The 15,175-nt window shown below is 67.7% G+C and carries 15 protein-coding genes; 8 read left to right on the top strand and 7 right to left on the bottom strand.

The genetic code is table 11. The features are described from left to right. Positions 1-9: 9 nt before the first annotated feature. From OHB24_RS18160 to OHB24_RS18145, 4 genes are read right to left on the bottom strand one after another with little or no spacing between them, the layout of a single operon-like run. Positions 10-903 carry a carbohydrate ABC transporter permease gene (locus OHB24_RS18160; RefSeq protein ID WP_327640225.1) on the bottom strand — a complete coding sequence of 298 codons (894 nt, stop codon included), beginning with the start codon at positions 901-903 and terminating at the stop codon, positions 10-12. Beyond that, the gene (locus OHB24_RS18155; protein WP_327640224.1) at positions 900-1,895 is read right to left on the bottom strand and encodes a carbohydrate ABC transporter permease; all 996 of its coding nucleotides are present in this window, start codon (positions 1,893-1,895) and stop codon (positions 900-902) included. The genes OHB24_RS18160 and OHB24_RS18155 overlap by 4 nt, the downstream gene beginning before the upstream one ends. A gap of 2 nt (positions 1,896-1,897) precedes the next feature. Next, entirely contained in the window at positions 1,898-3,313 is a 1,416-nt protein-coding gene (ngcE, locus tag OHB24_RS18150; protein WP_327640223.1) for an N-acetylglucosamine/diacetylchitobiose ABC transporter substrate-binding protein, read from the bottom strand. A gap of 24 nt (positions 3,314-3,337) precedes the next feature. Continuing rightward, positions 3,338-4,120: an SIS domain-containing protein gene (locus OHB24_RS18145; RefSeq protein WP_327640222.1), complete on the bottom strand. Its 783-nt coding sequence runs from the start codon at positions 4,118-4,120 to the stop codon at positions 3,338-3,340. Positions 4,121-4,329: 209 nt separating this feature from the next. Between OHB24_RS18145 and OHB24_RS18140 the strand changes: the two genes are divergently transcribed. After that, a complete protein-coding gene (locus OHB24_RS18140; protein ID WP_327640221.1) occupies positions 4,330-5,370 on the top strand; it encodes an N-acetylglucosamine kinase in 1,041 nt (346 codons plus the stop codon). On the opposite strand, the gene OHB24_RS18135 is transcribed toward OHB24_RS18140, so the two are convergent. Further along, complete coding sequence (locus OHB24_RS18135) at positions 5,356-5,739, bottom strand: YciI family protein (RefSeq protein WP_327640220.1); 384 nt, start codon at positions 5,737-5,739, stop codon at positions 5,356-5,358. The genes OHB24_RS18140 and OHB24_RS18135 overlap by 15 nt on opposite strands. 270 nt (positions 5,740-6,009) lie before the next feature. Here OHB24_RS18135 and OHB24_RS18130 point away from each other — a divergent pair, with 270 nt between their 5' ends. Both OHB24_RS18130 and OHB24_RS18125 read left to right on the top strand, forming a co-directional pair. Continuing rightward, positions 6,010-6,600, top strand: a complete 591-nt coding sequence (locus OHB24_RS18130) for a helix-turn-helix domain-containing protein (protein WP_327640219.1) — start codon at positions 6,010-6,012, stop codon at positions 6,598-6,600. Between the two features lie 4 nt (positions 6,601-6,604). Beyond that, the gene (locus tag OHB24_RS18125; RefSeq protein ID WP_327640218.1) at positions 6,605-7,867 is read left to right on the top strand and encodes an MFS transporter; all 1,263 of its coding nucleotides are present in this window, start codon (positions 6,605-6,607) and stop codon (positions 7,865-7,867) included. Here OHB24_RS18125 and OHB24_RS18120 read toward each other — a convergent pair. Then, positions 7,809-9,137, bottom strand: coding sequence for a hemolysin family protein (locus tag OHB24_RS18120; protein WP_327640217.1), 1,329 nt, complete (start codon positions 9,135-9,137; stop codon positions 7,809-7,811). The two genes, OHB24_RS18125 and OHB24_RS18120, sit on opposite strands and share 59 nt — an antisense overlap. A gap of 169 nt (positions 9,138-9,306) precedes the next feature. Between OHB24_RS18120 and galT the strand changes: the two genes are divergently transcribed. Next, entirely contained in the window at positions 9,307-10,353 is a 1,047-nt protein-coding gene (gene galT, locus OHB24_RS18115) for a galactose-1-phosphate uridylyltransferase (protein WP_327640216.1), read from the top strand. Beyond that, positions 10,350-11,477 carry a galactokinase gene (gene galK / locus OHB24_RS18110; RefSeq protein WP_327640215.1) on the top strand — a complete coding sequence of 376 codons (1,128 nt, stop codon included), beginning with the start codon at positions 10,350-10,352 and terminating at the stop codon, positions 11,475-11,477. Before galT ends, galK begins: the two co-directional genes overlap by 4 nt. On the opposite strand, the gene OHB24_RS18105 is transcribed toward galK, so the two are convergent. After that, positions 11,474-12,286 carry a DeoR/GlpR family DNA-binding transcription regulator gene (locus OHB24_RS18105; protein WP_130382873.1) on the bottom strand — a complete coding sequence of 271 codons (813 nt, stop codon included), beginning with the start codon at positions 12,284-12,286 and terminating at the stop codon, positions 11,474-11,476. The two genes, galK and OHB24_RS18105, sit on opposite strands and share 4 nt — an antisense overlap. A 78-nt stretch (positions 12,287-12,364) precedes the next feature. Here OHB24_RS18105 and OHB24_RS18100 point away from each other — a divergent pair, with 78 nt between their 5' ends. The 3 genes from OHB24_RS18100 to OHB24_RS18090 all read left to right on the top strand — a co-directional run bounded on the left by OHB24_RS18100 (position 12,365) and on the right by OHB24_RS18090 (position 15,175). Then, positions 12,365-13,495, top strand: coding sequence for a GNAT family N-acetyltransferase (locus OHB24_RS18100; protein WP_327640214.1), 1,131 nt, complete (start codon positions 12,365-12,367; stop codon positions 13,493-13,495). 109 nt (positions 13,496-13,604) lie between these two features. Next, positions 13,605-14,267: a GNAT family N-acetyltransferase gene (locus OHB24_RS18095; RefSeq protein WP_327640213.1), complete on the top strand. Its 663-nt coding sequence runs from the start codon at positions 13,605-13,607 to the stop codon at positions 14,265-14,267. 98 nt (positions 14,268-14,365) lie between these two features. Then, on the top strand, positions 14,366-15,175 hold the full coding sequence (locus OHB24_RS18090) for a CAP domain-containing protein (RefSeq protein ID WP_327640212.1): 810 nt from the start codon (positions 14,366-14,368) through the stop codon (positions 15,173-15,175).

Below are 15,175 nucleotides of genomic sequence, written 5' to 3'. Positions count from 1 at the left end.
CGCAGGCTATTACTTCACGCCTCCGGCGGTCACGGAGACCTGCAGCTGACGCTGGAAGATGATGTAGACGACCAGAACCGGCGCCACAGTGATCACCACGGCCGCGAACAGCGCGCCGAAGTCCACCGCATAACCCGCCTGCGACGCGAACGACGCCATGCCCTGCGAGAGCACGTAGTTCTTCGAGTCGGTGTTCAGGGCGACGGGGAGCAGGAACTGGTTCCACAACCCCAGGAAGTTGAAGATGGCGACCGACGCCATCCCCGGCCGCGCCATCGGCAACATCACCGCGAAGAACGTGCGCCATTCCCCGGCGCCGTCGATCTGCGCCGCCTCGTAGATCTCACCCGGCAGCGCCTTGAAGAAGCTGTGCAGGAAGAACACGGTGAACGGCAGCGCGAACGCGACGTACGTGATGATCAACCCTGGCAGGGTGTTGAGCAGTGCGAGGTTCTTCAGCACGAAGAACAGCGGCACGATCGCCAGGAAGACCGGGAACGTCAGGCCTGCCAGCATCGAGTAGTAGATCAGCCGGTTGCCGGGGAACGTGAACCTCGCCAGCACGTACGCGCACATGGCGCCGAGGATCATCACCAGCACCAGCGCGGAGCCTACGACGATCACCGTGTTCGCGAAGTAGCGGCCGATGCCGGCCGTCGTCCAGGCGTTGGAGTAGTTCTCGAAGCGCAGCTTGCCCGGCAGCGCCAGCGGGTTGCCGAGGACCTCCTGCGTCGACTTGAACGAGGACAGCAGCGTCCACACCAGCGGCAGGATCACCAGCAGCGACCACAGGATCAGCGCGATGTGGGCGGTCGTCGCCACGCCCCTGCCCTCCGGGGCCCGGTGGCCCGGCGCGCGGGGCTCGACGACGACGTCGCCCCGGTCGGCGGCGGTGGTTGTCATCGGCGTACCTTCACTTTCCGCTCACGTCCGCCGGTCAGGGCGTTCACCGTGAAGACCACGAGCGCGAACAGCATCGTCACCGCGGCCAGGACCACGCCCATCGCCGTCGAGTAACCGAACTGGCCCTTGGTGAAGGCCGTGGTGAACAACTGCTGGGGCATGACCAAAGTCGAGTTCTGCGGCCCGCCGCCGGGGTTCAGAGCCTGCATGTAGACGAAGGCGTCGAGGGCGGCGATGCCGAGATAGATGTACGCCGTCTGCACGTTGTCGCGGATCAGCGGCACCGTGATGGACACCGCGCTCCGGAACCGGCCGGCGCCGTCGATCCGGGCCGCCTCGAACACCTCGGGCTCGATCCCCCGGATGGCGGCGATGAACAGCACCATGTAGAAGCCGACGAAGCCCCAGATCATCACGAACATCGACGCCGGCATGGCCGTGCGGGCGTCACCGAGCCACGCGTAGTTCTCGAACCCGTGCAGCCCGATCTTGTTCAGGACCGCGTCCAGCACGCCCGAGCTCGGCGTGAACACCTGCGCCCAGATCAGGCCGATCACGATCGCGGGGATCACGTACGGGAAGAACGAGACGATCCGGTAGAAGCCGGCGTACTTCAGTCCGCGGACGGTCCCGGTACCCGAGCCGCCGATCGTCACCAGCGTGGCGAGGGTCAGCGCCAGCACGATCGTCACGATCGGTACGACGATCGCGAGCAGGACGTTGTTGCGTACGGCCTTCAGGAAGATGTCGTCGTGGAACAGCTTGACGTAGTTGTCGAAGCCGACGAAGTTCATCCCCGAACTGAACCCGGACCAGTCGGTCAGCGAGTAGTACAGCGCCTGCACGAACGGCGAGACCACGAAGATCACGAAAACCGCCAGCGGCAGACCGAGGAACACGGCCATGAAGCTGGCCCGGTCGAAGGTCAGCGGCCGGCGGCGCCGGGTGACGGACCGCTTGGGTCCGCCTCCCGGCACAGCGTCTTGCGTCACGGTCACTTCGTGACCGGGATCTTCTTGACGGAGCTGTCGTTACGCACCTTGTCGGTGATCTGCTGCAGGCCCTTGGTCAGGCCGGCCGCGTCGAGCTGGCCGGACAGGAACGAGTTCCAGACGACCAGGTTGTCGGTGTTCATGCCGTACAGGCCGACGAACTGGTAGTCGAAGATGTTCGTACCGGCGGCGTCCAGCATCGCGGTCTGCGACTGCAGCGCGGTCGAACCGAAACCGTCGGCGGGAACGAGGCCCTTGACGATCGTCGGCGCCAGCCGCGTCTTGGCGAAGTTGGTCGCCGCCTCCTTGGACAGCATCGCCCGCAGGAGCTCCTTGCCGCCGGCAACGTTCTTGCCCTTGGACGGGACGATGAACGGCTCGCCGGCCGCGCTGCGCAGCGCCTCGTACGGCAGCTTCGGGCTGTCGGTGAGCGTCGGCTCGGGGACGCCCTTCATCTGGAAGCCGCTCTTGGTGGCCTTCTTCATCTCGTTCTCGATCCACGAGCCCGAGGGGTAGAGGATGGCCTGCTGGTCGTTGCTCCACTTCGCCTGCGCGGCGGTGAACTGGGTGCCGGCGCCGCCGGGGACGAAGTAGCCGTTCTTGACCATGGTCTCCATGGCCTTGAACACGCTCTGGAGCTGCGGCTTCGACCAGCAGTTCGCCTCGAGGTTCTCCAGCGCCAGGCGGACCTCGTCGCCACCCTCCTTGATCGCGGAGTCGACGGCCAGGGTGTGGTAGTACGTCGCGGCTTCCTTGCCCCAGACGAACAGGTACTTGCCCTTCGCCTTGGCCTTGGCGCCGAGGTCGAGCAGCGCGTCGTAGGTCTTCGGCGGCTCCCAGCCGTTCTCCTTGAACAGGCTGTCGGAGTACCACAGGCCGTAGAGGGTGAGCACGTAGTTCATGGCGACGAACTTGCCGTCGTACGTGCCGGGGAGCTTGGCACCCGGGTACAGGGTGTCAAGGATCTTCGTGCCCTCGTAGTTCTTGGCCTCGAAGACGTCGTCCAGCGTCGACAGCTGGTCCAGGATCGTGTTGAAGCCGATCTGGTTCGCGCCGGAGTTGTCGATCAGGTCCGGCGGGTTGCCGCCGACGAAGCGGGGCTGCAACTGCTGGGCGATCTGGGTCGACGGAGCGACCTTGAACGTCGAACCCGCGAACTTCGCCTGCGCGATGTTGGCCGCGAACGACACATAGTCGTAGCCGTACCCACCGTTGAAGATCACCGCGTCGACGGTGGCCTTGTCCGCCATACCGAACGGGTTCTCATCGGTCTTGTCCCCACCACCGGTGGAACCGCCGTCGTCACCGCCGCTGGTGGCACAGGCGGCCAGCAGCGTGCTGCCGCCGGTCGCCATCAGGGTGCCGACCGCTGCGCGCTGCAGGAACAGCCGCCGCGACAGGTTGTTGGGAGTGGTCATTGGTCCCGCCTTCCAAGGAGTGTTTCACGCAGTACGCCGGATGCGGCCGGCGTACCTTGCTTCAAGGGCATGGTTGTGCTCGTCGCCACCTGGGATGTTCGCAGACAGGTAAACCGGTGGCGTCTCGCCGGCCTCGGTCATCCGGCGCAGTACCTCGGCAACGAGCAGCTGCGCGATCAGCGCAGCCGTGATGGACGACACCGCACAGACCTTGCCCGCACCATCGGGCAGGTCCAGCACGGAGTCGCCGTACGGCGCCTGGTTGTCGAGCACCACGTCCGCGAAGTCGATCAGCTTCTTGCCCGACGGGTGCCGCGAGTCCATACCGCCGGTGTGCTGCAGCGAGGTGATCGCGATCAGCGGGTGACCGTGTTCCTTGACCACACTCGCGAGCTCGACGATCGAGCCGTTCACACCTGAGTTGGAGGCGATGACGAAGAGGTCGCCCTCGCGGGCCGCCGACAGCTCGTAGAGCTTGCGGGAGTACGCCGGGTCGCGCTCGAGCTCCGCACTGCGCAGCAACTCGGGCGGTTCACCGCCGAGCAGCACCAGGTCGCGGAGCGCGATCCGGTTGGACGCGATCAGCCCGCCGGCCCGGCCGGCGATCTCCATCGCGAGGGCCTCGGAGTGCCCGGAGCCGAAGGCCTGGATGACGCCGTTCGCGCGCAGCGACGCGACCATCAGGTCGGCGGCCTTCTGGATCGGGCCGTCGATCTGGGTGGTGACCGCAGCCATGATCGGCATCAACGTTTGAACATACGCCTGCGCGCCCACGCCTGTGGATTCCCCCGTGTTACTGCTGGCCATCAACGGCCCACCCCTCGACTAATCTGCTCGCCAGCGACACTCCAAGTGCCGACAAATGCGCAAGTTTGCTGTTTGCTGGACAGAACTTTTCTCAACTCGTAGCTAAAGTCAAGGCTCATCCGTGTGATCTCCCCAGATCGGGACCGTTGCGTAACCTTGTTTCCTTGTGCTTACTAATAGGCTCTTTCGAGCAGTTTGGAGCATTGCGTATGTCGGTCGAACGCCCGCTTCCGGACGCTGACGCCGCACCTGTCGACCAGGTGGTCCTGATACCTGCCGGACCACTGGTCCTCGGCGGCGACCTCGGCGGCACGTCCACCCGGATCGTGATCGCGGACTCTGAGGGCAACGTAGTCGGTCGCGGCGCCGCAGCGGGAGGGAATCCGACCAGTCATCCGGCAAGTGCGGCGGCCAACTTCGGGCAGGCCCTTCACGCCGCACTGTCCGGACTGGACGCGACGGCCGTCAAGGCCGGGGTCGTCGGCATGGCCGGAGGCGTGGCACTCGCGCGGCCCGACGTCGCCGCGCAGTTCGAGGCCGCCTGGACGGGCGCCGGCCTCATCGTCGCTCCCGACTACATCGGCGATCTCGAGGTCGCTTTCGCCTCAGGAACGCCGGAACCGGACGGAACCGTGCTGATCGCCGGGACCGGAAGCAACGCCGGGCTGGTACGCAACCACCAACTGCTGCGCACCGCGGGCGGGCACGGCTGGCTGCTGGGCGACGACGGCTCCGGCTTCTGGCTCGGCCGGGAGGCGGTGCGCAGCGTGCTGCAGGCGCTGGATCTCCGCGAGCCACTCGGGCTGCTCGGGCAGGCCGTCGTACAAACGATCCTGCCCGATCGGGACGAGCATGCGACTGCACATCGTGAAGGATACGACGCACTGCGTGATGATCTGGTTCGAACGGTGAACAGTCGCCCACCCGTTCTGCTCGCGGAGCTGGCGCCGGCGGTGATGGCGGCCTACGCACAGGACGACGAGACAGCGCGGTCCCTGGTGAAACGCGCAGCCGAGTTGCTCACAGAAACCGCCGCACGTCTGAAGACAACGTCGGACAAGGGCCCGATGGTGCTCGCAGGCAGTGTCGCCGGAGAATCTTCACCTGTCGGCCAACTCATCCGGCAACACTTCGCAGGCGACGTACTGACCGCCCGAGACGGAGTCGGAGGCGCCACCTGGCTAGCCCTAGGCACCCTCGACCCCGCCCTGGCCACAACCCAAAACCACCAACGCCTAGTCGAACACTGAGACTGGGCGGACCTCGACGGCGTAGAAGGCTGCTTCGGGGATGGTGGCGGCTACCTCTTCGGCGCGTTCTTGGCTCGCTACGTCGATGAGGAAGACGCCGGCTAGTTGTTCCTTTGCCTCGGAGTACGGGCCGTCGGTTGTTGCGCGGACGCCTTCGCGGACGCGGACGACCCGGGTCTTGGTCGGCGGGTCGAGCGGGACGGCGTTGATCAGCTCGCCGCTGGCGTCTAGTTCGTTCAGGAGGTTGTCGAGCTGCGCGGCGAGCGCGGCCCTGGCCTTCTTCGGTAGGGCCTTGCCCTCCTCGGTGTGCAGGAACGACGGGTGACCCCAGGTGATCGGGTTGCTGTGAATCATCAGCAGGTACTTCATGTCCGGTGTCCTTTCGGGCAGGTACTGGATCTTCGCAGCAGAGGTCGGACACGATCCCCACCACTCGACATTTCGCCGTTTTCTCGACCAAACCGGCTGAACGGATGTGCACTCTCGACAGGTAGAGCACCCCGAGACGCTGTACACACCAAGCACCACCACGCTCAGGTGCACTACCCAGCCGCCTGACACCTCCTGTCGAGCTGCCCATCACGCCACATTCCAAGCAACAGCTTGACATCGGGCTCAAGCCTGCTGCATATTCCAAGCATGTCTTTGGAGAAGGATCCGCGGCGGGCTCGGTTGCTGGATGATCCGTTGGCTATTCGGGCGATGGCGCACCCGGTGCGGCTGGACCTGCAGTCGCTGCTGGGCCGGGAGGGGCCGCTGACCGCGGCCGATGCGGCGCGACGGCTCGGGATCAGCCAGGCGTTGGCGTCGCACCACCTGCGGCAGTTGGCGAAGTACGACTTCGTCGAGCCGGCACCGGGCAAGGACAACCGGGAGCGGCCGTGGCGCCTGGTCTCGACGTCGCAGTCATGGCAGGACGCGATCAAGACGCCCGAAGGCGCGGCCGCTGCCGACGTACTCGAGCAGCTGATGGCCGAGCGGGCGCTGGACGCGCTGGCGAAATGGCAGCAGCAGCGCCTGCAGGCGGACCCGGTCTGGCGGGACAACTCCGGCATCGGGCAGACCGGCCTCTATCTGACCGGCGACGAGCTGGCCGAGATCGTCGGCCAGATCAACGAGCTCCTGCAGCGCTGGGTGGACGAGCGGCCGATCGACGACAAGTCCACCCGGCCGGCGGGAAGCCGGCATGTCTCGTTCACCCAGATCGTTGCTGTCTCACCCGAGGAGTAGACACATGAAGGACTTGTGGGGCGTCCTCGCGCGGCAGCGTGACTATCGGCTGATGCTCGGCGCCGGCCTGATCTCGCTGACCGGTGACTGGCTGCTGCGCACCGGACTCGCGTTCCAGGTGTACGTACTGACCGGCTCGACCCTGGCCTCCGGCGGACTGCTACTCGCGTCGTTCCTCCCCGCCGTCCTGCTCGGCTCGCTGGCCGGCGTCTTCGTGGACCGGTGGAACCAGCGCACCACGATGATCGTGACGAACGTGCTGAACGCCGTCGTACTGATCCCCCTCGTCGCCGTCCACGACGCGAGCATGATCTGGATCGTGTACGGCGTCGTACTGGCGCAGAGCTGTCTACAGCAGTTCTTCACGCCGGCCGAACAGTCGCTGGTCCCGCTCCTCGTGAATTCCGAGCAACTGGTGACCGCGAACGCGTTGAACAGTCAGATCCGCGACCTCGCAAGGCTCGTCGGCGCCGCGCTCGGCGGTGTACTCGCGGCCGCCGGCGGACTCACGCTGCTCGCCGTCGGCGATGCCGTGACCTTCCTGGTCGCGGTCGCACTGGTCGCCGCGATGCGGCACCGACAAGAACGACCCGAATCCAAGGAAGAGACGGCCGGCGGTGCGATCAAGCGGCTGAAGGAAGAGTGGACCGAGGGACTGCGGCTCTGCGTCGCGGGTCCGGCGATGCGACTGTTCTTCGTGTTCTGCATGGTCACCGGCGTCGGCGAAGGAATCATGAGCACGCTGTTCGCACCGTTCGTCAGCGCCGAGATCGGCGGCGACGGCAAGGTGTACGGCCTGATCGTGTCGTCGCAGGCGATCGGCGGGATCGTCGGCGGCCTGGTCGCCGCCGCGATCGGTTCCCGCTGGCCGGCCGCAACCCTGTGGGGCATCGGCGCCTTCGCGTTCGGCCTGATCGACGTCGCTCTGTTCCTCTACCCACTGGTGTCGACCAGCGTGATCCCCGCGTTCGTCTGCATGATCGTCGTCGGCCTGCCCGGCGCCCTCACCGTCGCCGGGATGATGACGGTGTTCCAGAACCTCACCGTCGACGGCACCCGCGGCCGCATCTACGGCGCGGTCGGCGCCGCCGAGAGCATCGCGGTCCTGCTCGGCATCGCCGCGGCCGGCCTGCTCGGCGACGCCGTCGGCATCATCCCGATCCTGGTCTTCCAGGGCCTCGGGTACGTCGTCGGCGGGCTGGTCGTACTCAGTCGGCGGCGGGTTCTGGCTCCTCAGCCGGCAGCTGCTGCCCCGCTTCCGGTGTGACCCGGTGCAGGCGGACCCGGGCGACCCGGCGGCCGTCCATCTCGGTGACGGTCAGGGTGTGGGCGTCGATCGGGACCTCGTCACCCGTCGACGGGACCTTCCCGAGGCGGGCGGCGAGGAATCCGCCGACAGTCTCGTAGGGCCCGTCGGGGAGCTCGATGGTGGTCGCGTCGGCGAAGTCGTCCAGGTTGAGCAGCCCGTCGACCTCGATGTCGCCGCTGCGTAGCCGGGTCGTCTCGGCCGGCTCCTCGTCGTACTCGTCCTTGATGTCGCCGATCAGTTCCTCGACCAGGTCCTCGAGCGTGACGATGCCCGCCGTACCGCCGTACTCGTCCAGCACGATGGCCAGGTGCGTCGAACGGCGGCGCATCTCGGTCAGCGTCGGCAGCAGTTTCGCGGTGTCCGGCAGCATCAGGACCTCGCGCGCCAGGTCGCCGACCCGCACCGAGCGGGTCGCGACCGCCGGGTCGAACAGGTCGCGGACGTGCACGAAGCCGACGATGTCGTCGGCCGAGCCGTTCATCACCGGGTACCGCGAGTGCGGGCGCTCGGCGGCGAACTTGACCGCCTTGTACGCCGGCATCTCGGCGTCGACGAAATCCACCTCGGTGCGCGGCAGCATCAGCTCGCGCAACTGCCGGCTGCCGGCCTCGAAGACGTCGTCGACGATCTTGCGCTCTTCCTCACCGAGCGACTCGTGCGCGGAGATGACGTCGCGCAGTTCCTCGTCGGACATCACCTCGCGGTTCGCGTTCGGGTCGCCGCCGAGCGCGCGCACCACCAGGTCGGTGGACTTCGACAGCAGCCAGATCACCGGGCGAGCCCCGGAGGCGATCCGGTCGACCAGCGGCGCCAGACCGAGTGCGAAGGTCTCGGCCCGCTGCAGAGCCAGCCGCTTGGCAGCCAGTTCGCCGAGCACGATCGAGACGTACGAGATCAGGATCGTGATCAGCACCAGCGCGACCGTGCCGGCCACCGACTCGGGCAGCCCGAGGTCCTGCAGGTGCGGCGAGAGGCCGTCGGCGAGTGTCGCGCCACCGAAGGCGGCGGACAGGAAGCCCATCAGAGTCACGCCGATCTGCACGGCGGACAGGAACCGGTTCGGGTTGGCGGCCACCTTGGCGACGATCTCGCCGCGTCGGCCGCGGTGCGAGAGTGCCTTGAGCTGACTGTCCCGGAGCGAGACGAGGGCCATCTCGGCCGCGGCGAAGACCCCGCCGATCAGCACGAAGACCAGAATCAGGACGATGTTGAGCAGGGTGTCGTTCATGGGTCGGAGTTCCTAGCGCCCTCTCGTCAGCTGCCGAGAGGGCGTGCGTTGGGCGTAGTCGTCCATTTATCTACTCTACCGGTGGCAGGTCTCACGATGCATGTTCGAGTTTGTTGGTTTACGATGATTCCTGGCTGGCCAAGCGTCGGACGGCCGGGAGGGTCAATCGATGAACACACCGCGCGGTGCGCGCCGGACGGACACCAAGCTGTCCGACGGCCGTGAGCTGATCTACTACGACCCAGCTGATGCCCCGGTGCGGGTTCCGCTGGCGGACACACGCGGTCTGCCGGCCCCGCAGCCGCAGGTCGAGCTGCGCACCGATCCGCTCACCGGCGACGTGATCACCTACGCGACCCACCGCAACACCCGGACCTACCTGCCGCCGGCGGACCAGTGCCCGCTGTGCGCGAGCAAGCCGGGCAACCCGACCGAGATCCCGGACCACGACTACAACGTCGCCGTCTTCGAGAACCGGTTCCCGTCCTTCGCCGGCCCCGGCCGGACCGAGGTGGTGTGCTTCACCAGCGACCACAACCGCTCGTTCACCGATCTGTCCCAGGGCCAGGCCCGGCTGGTCGTCGACACCTGGGCCGACCGGACCGCCGAGCTCGGCGCCCGCGACGACGTCGAGCTGGTGTTCCCGTTCGAGAACCGCGGCCGCGAGATCGGCGTGACGCTGAACCATCCGCACGGCCAGATCTACGCCTACCCGTTCATCCCGCCGCGGATGCAGAACCTGTTGCGGCAGGCCCGCAAGCACCAGGAAGTTGCTGGCAGCAACCTGTTCGCCGACGTCCTGGCCGCGGAGCGCAAGGACGGCACCCGGGTCATCGCCGAGAACGGCAACTGGACCGCGTTCGTCCCGGAGGCCGCCCGCTGGCCGGTCGAGGTGCATCTGTACCCGCACCGCCAGGTCGGCGGTATCGACGAGCTGTCGGTCGGCGAGCGCGACGACTTCGCCGAGCTGTACCTCGACGTCCTCAGCCGCTTCGACGGCCTGTACGGCGAGCCGCTGCCGTACATCGCCGCCTGGCACCAGGCCCCGGTCCGGATCGATCGCGAGCTCGGCTACCTGCACCTGGAGCTGTTGTCGATCCGGCGGGCCAAGGACAAGATCAAGTACCTGGCCGGCTCCGAGTCCGGCATGGGCGCGTTCATCAGCGACACCCGGCCCGAGGATGTGGCCGAGACCCTGCGAAAGGCCGGCCAGTGAGCTTCCAGAAGGTTTTCGGTACGTCGCCCGACGGCAGCTGGCGCGCCCCGGGCCGGGTCAACCTGATCGGCGAGCACACCGACTACAACGACGGCCTGGTGCTCCCGATCGCACTGCCGAACCGCATCATGGTCACCGCCTCGAAGCGGGACGACGGCCGGATCGCGGTCGCGTCGAGCGGGCACCGCGGCGTCATCGAGTTCGCGATCGAGGACCTGGCCCCGGGTTCGGTCGGCGACTGGGCGGCGTACCCGGCCGGTGCGGCCTGGATCCTGCGGGAGTCCGGCTACCCGATCGGCGGCGCGAACCTGCTCGTCGACTCGGACCTCCCGTCCGGGGCCGGCCTGTCGTCGTCGGCCGCGCTGCTGTGCGCGACGTTCGTGGCGTTGCTGGGCCTGCGCGACGTCGAGGTCGACCCGGCCGAGATCGCGCGGCTGGCACAGAAGGCCGAGAACCAGTACGTCGGCGCGCCGGTCGGACTCATGGACCAGATGGCCTCGATGTGCTGCACCGAAGGCCATGCGCTGTTCTTCGACATCCGCGCGATGTCCACCGACCAGATCCCGTTCGACCCGCCGGCCGACGATCTCGCGCTGCTGGTCGTCGACGTGAAGGCACCGCACCGGCACGTCGACGGCGAGTACGCCGCGCGCCGGAAGAGCTGCGAGCAGGCGGCGGCCGAGCTCGGCGTACCGGCTCTGCGATCGATCGCGTTCGAGGACCTCGACGACACACTCGCACGGTTGTCGGACAACGTCGTACGGCGCCGTGTGCGGCACGTGGTGACCGAGATCCGCCGGGTCGAGGACGCGGTCGCGTTGATGCGGGCCGGGAAGCTGCGCGACGTGGGTCCGCTGTTCACCGCGTCACACGCCTCGCTGCGCGACGACTTCGAGATCACCGTGCCGGAGCTGGATGTTGCCGTCGACACCGCCCTCGAGGCGGGTGCGCTCGGTGCGCGGATGACCGGCGGCGGTTTCGGCGGTTGCATCATCGCGCTGGTCGAGGCCCCGGCCGCCGACGCCGTACTGTCGGCAATCGAGAAAGCCTTTGCGGAACACGGTTTCTCGGCCCCGAGCTCCCTCAACGCGACCCCGTCGGCAGGTGCTTCGAGGGTCAGCTAGGAGGCTATGACGAGGTCACATCCTGTGTCGCGCATGGCCTTGCGGGCTGCGGGGGTCAGGCCGTTGTCGGTGACGATCACGTCCAGGTCGGACCAGGTCGCGAACGTACTCAGGCCGACGGTCCCCCACTTGGTGTGGTCCGCGACCACGACCACCTCACGACTGGCGGCGATGAACGACCGGTTGGTCTCGGCTTCCATCAGGTTCGGCGTGCTCAACCCGTGCTCGGCGTCGACACCGTGCGCGCCGAGGAACAGCAGGTCAAGGTGCAGCGACGCCAGCGCCGCGGTCGCGATCGGGCCGACCAGCGCGTCCGACGGGGTCCGGATGCCGCCGATCAGTACGACGGTGCGGTCCGAGCGCCCGTTGCCGTGGAACACGTCGGCGATCCGGGCCGAGTTCGTGACAACCGTCAAGTTTTCTACCCGCAACAGCTGACGGGCCAGCGCGTACGTCGTCGTACCGGCGCCGATGCCGATCGCGCTGTCCGGCTGCACCCGGGTGGCGGCCTCGGCCGCGATCGCCTGCTTGGCCGCGGACTCCTGGGTCAGCTTGGCGTCGAAGCCCGGCTCGTGCGCGCTGCGCAGGCCGACCGAGGTCGCGCCGCCGTGCACCTTGTGCAGCAGGCCGCTGGAGTCCAGGGCGTCCAGGTCCCGCCGGATCGTCATGTCCGAGACCCCGAACCGGTCGACCAGTTCGGCCACCGTGATCGCGCCCCGGCTGTTGACCTCGGCAACGATCGTGGCCTGGCGCTGGGCGGCGAGCTGGCCGCCGCGGCCGCGTGGCGGTTCTGCTCCGGCTGCGTTCACATCCACAGCCTAATCGGGGAACGCCTCGGTGTCAGGGAAATGTGTTGCCCGGCCGGTGGCAGCGCGTCACCCTGAAGCATGCGATTTCCCGAGGACGTCCCGGTGCTGACCGACGGTGCGGTGACCCTGCGTGCGCACACCGCGGCCGACGTGGACCCGGCGTACCGGATGTGCCAGGACCCGGTGATGCAGGAATGGACCACGATCCCGGTCCCGTACCTGCACGAGCACGCGGTGAACTTCCTCACCGAGGTAGTCCCGGCCGGATGGCGTGCGAACTCCGCCTGGGCCTGGGCGATCGAGTACGACGGGAACTACGTCGGCACCATCGATCTGCGCGACGGCGAGGGCGGTGTCGGCGAGGTCGGGTTCGCAGTGTCGGCCGAGGTCCGCGGCAACGGGGTGATGACGCGCGCGCTGAAGCTGGTCGTGCGGTACGCGTTCGACACCCTCGACTGGAAGCGCGTGATCTGGCGTGCGTACGTCGGCAACTACGCGAGCCGCCGGGTCGCGTGGAAGACCGGATTCCGTGGCCTGGTGACGATCCCGGGCGGTGGCCGGTCGCGCGGCGTACGGAAGGACGAATGGGTCGCGACGATCGGATGCGACGACGAGCTCGAGCCGAAGGGCAACTGGTGGACGGTGCCGGTGCTCGAAGGCGGCGCGATCCGGCTGCGGGAGCTGCGCGAATCGGACGCGCAACGGGTGATGGAGGCCTGCGGCGACGAGCGGACGCAGCAGTGGCTGACGGGCATGCCATCGCCGTACGGCCTCGACGATGCCAAGGGATTCATCGCGAGCCGGCCGGATGCGGCGGCGAGTGGTGAGGCGGTCGCGTGGGCGATCACCGACCCGGTCACCGACGAGCTGCTCGGCAACGTCAGCGTCTTCGGTCTGAACAACCGGATAGACAAGACGATCGGCGAGATCGGGTACTGGATGCACCCGGACGCGCGCGGCCGCAAGGTGATGTCGACGGCGGTCCAGCTGGTCATCGAGCACGCGTTCCGGCCGGTCGAGGACGGCGGTCTGGGCCGGCGCCGACTGGTGCTGAAATGTGCCGACGTGAACACCGCGTCCGCGCACGTTGCCGAGGCCAACGGCTTCACCCGGGTCGCCGACGAGCGCCTCGCCGACCCCCGCCGCGACGGCACGTACGACAACCTCCTCACCTACGACCTCCTCGCCACCGAACACGCCGCAAGCTGACGTCTCAGGGGCCGTGGTGACCGGCTGCAGGCAGTGGTTTACGGCGAGTTGGTGTCAAACGACACCGGTTCCCCTCGCCGTCGCGCGGCCGGGCTGCTTGAATCGACGGGTGAGAGATCGTGAGGAACTCGTCCGCCGTTGGCAGGCCGGGTGGTCCGTCTCGCGGGGCTGGACCACGGTTGAGGAGGACAACGACGGAATCCTGATCGTCCGGGCAGGTGAGGAGAGCCGGCCGACGGAGTACGTCGTACTGGATGCCGATGACAAACCGGAACGGGTGGAACGCGCCGCCCAGCTGGCCCTCGCCGACGGCGGCGGGCGCGGCTCGGGCTGGATCACGCTGGCCACCGACGACAAAGAGGCCAGGATCGAGCAACTGGAGGAACTCGGCCTCGAGGTTCAGCAGGACCAGGACTGGCTGATGACGATCCAGCTCTCGGAGCAGCCCGCGCTGAAGCTCCACGAGCGATATTCGTTGCACACCGAGCTCGAGGACGACCTGATCATCACCCGCGCCACGATGCACGGCGGCGTGGTGTCGAGCGGCCGGATGGCGGTCGTCGGCGAGGACGCGGTCGCGGACCGGATCGAGACCGACCCGGCGCACCGCCGGCGTGGACTCGGCAGCGCGATCATGGCATCGCTGGTCGAGACGGCGGCAGCGAAGGGTGCGAAACGCGGCATCCTGATCGCATCGATCGACGGCCTGCGGCTCTACCGGAGTCTGGGCTGGAAGGTGATCGCCGACATCGTCATCGCCCGTTCACGGTGATTGCCACGGACGTTTGAAACGCCTGAGATAGTCAAAGGTTCGTGAAGTGCTGACGCCTGCCGCGTGGGCAGGCGCCGCCCTGGGCAAGGCTGCAGATCATGACGAACCACAGACGGTCCCCCGGCAACGGTGTGGCCGGTCCCCTCATCGCGTCACTGTCGGCTCTCGTGTTGCTGGTCGGCATCGGTTGGTTCGTACTGCGTCAGACGGACAGCAGCAAGGTGACGAGCCAGGCGGACCCGATCACGTCGATGGCTACCGCCAGCGACGACGCGTCGGCCACACCGGTCCGTCCGGCGAGTCCGTCGTACACACCTCGCCGTACGCCGACCCCCTCGAAGGCCACGAGCGTGACGCCAAAGCCCACCCGGACGACGTCGGCGCCGAGCCGGGGCAGCACGCGGACGCCCAAGCCCACCAGGTCGACGACATCGCCGAAGCCGACCCACTCCGCGACCCCGACGCCTACGCCGACTCCGACCAAGACGACGACGACGACCTCGAAGCCGACGTCCGGACCGGCCGAGGCGCAGGTCCTGGACCTGACCAACCAGGAGCGTGCGAAGGCCGGCTGCGGCCCGTTGCGGACCAACAAGCCGCTGACGCAGGCAGCCGAGGCACATGCCGCCGATATGGTTGCCAAGCACTACTTCGCGCACGACAGCCTGGACGGCCGCAGCCCGTTCGACCGGATGAAGGCGGCCGGGTTCCGGGGCGGCGCGATGGCTGAGAACATTGCCGTCGGCTACACGAGCGCGGCCTCGGTCGTGAAGGGCTGGATGAACAGCCCGGGACACCGCGCGAACATCCTCAACTGCAGCTACACGATGATCGGCATCGGGTACAACGGCGGCCAGGTGAAGCCGGACTGGGGCAACGGCAGCTGGGTGCAGGACTTCGGCGGCTGA

Origin of the sequence: Kribbella sp. NBC_00482 (assembly GCF_036013725.1) — a bacterium.
GTDB lineage: Bacteria > Actinomycetota > Actinomycetes > Propionibacteriales > Kribbellaceae > Kribbella.
This window is presented reverse-complemented; position numbering and strand designations above follow the sequence as displayed.

What these genes read in the sequence shown, in the direction of transcription:
- OHB24_RS18160 (WP_327640225.1), bottom strand. Translation starts at nt 903, where the DNA reads ATGACAACCACCGCCGCCGACCGGGGCGACGTCGTCGTCGAGCCCCGC.
- ngcE (WP_327640223.1), bottom strand. Translation starts at nt 3,313, where the DNA reads ATGACCACTCCCAACAACCTGTCGCGGCGGCTGTTCCTGCAGCGCGCA.
- OHB24_RS18145 (WP_327640222.1), bottom strand. Translation starts at nt 4,120, where the DNA reads ATGGCCAGCAGTAACACGGGGGAATCCACAGGCGTGGGCGCGCAGGCG.
- OHB24_RS18140 (WP_327640221.1), top strand. Translation starts at nt 4,330, where the DNA reads ATGTCGGTCGAACGCCCGCTTCCGGACGCTGACGCCGCACCTGTCGAC.
- OHB24_RS18135 (WP_327640220.1), bottom strand. Translation starts at nt 5,739, where the DNA reads ATGAAGTACCTGCTGATGATTCACAGCAACCCGATCACCTGGGGTCAC.
- OHB24_RS18130 (WP_327640219.1), top strand. Translation starts at nt 6,010, where the DNA reads ATGTCTTTGGAGAAGGATCCGCGGCGGGCTCGGTTGCTGGATGATCCG.
- OHB24_RS18125 (WP_327640218.1), top strand. Translation starts at nt 6,605, where the DNA reads ATGAAGGACTTGTGGGGCGTCCTCGCGCGGCAGCGTGACTATCGGCTG.
- OHB24_RS18120 (WP_327640217.1), bottom strand. Translation starts at nt 9,137, where the DNA reads ATGAACGACACCCTGCTCAACATCGTCCTGATTCTGGTCTTCGTGCTG.
- galT (WP_327640216.1), top strand. Translation starts at nt 9,307, where the DNA reads ATGAACACACCGCGCGGTGCGCGCCGGACGGACACCAAGCTGTCCGAC.
- OHB24_RS18100 (WP_327640214.1), top strand. Translation starts at nt 12,365, where the DNA reads ATGCGATTTCCCGAGGACGTCCCGGTGCTGACCGACGGTGCGGTGACC.
- OHB24_RS18090 (WP_327640212.1), top strand. Translation starts at nt 14,366, where the DNA reads ATGACGAACCACAGACGGTCCCCCGGCAACGGTGTGGCCGGTCCCCTC.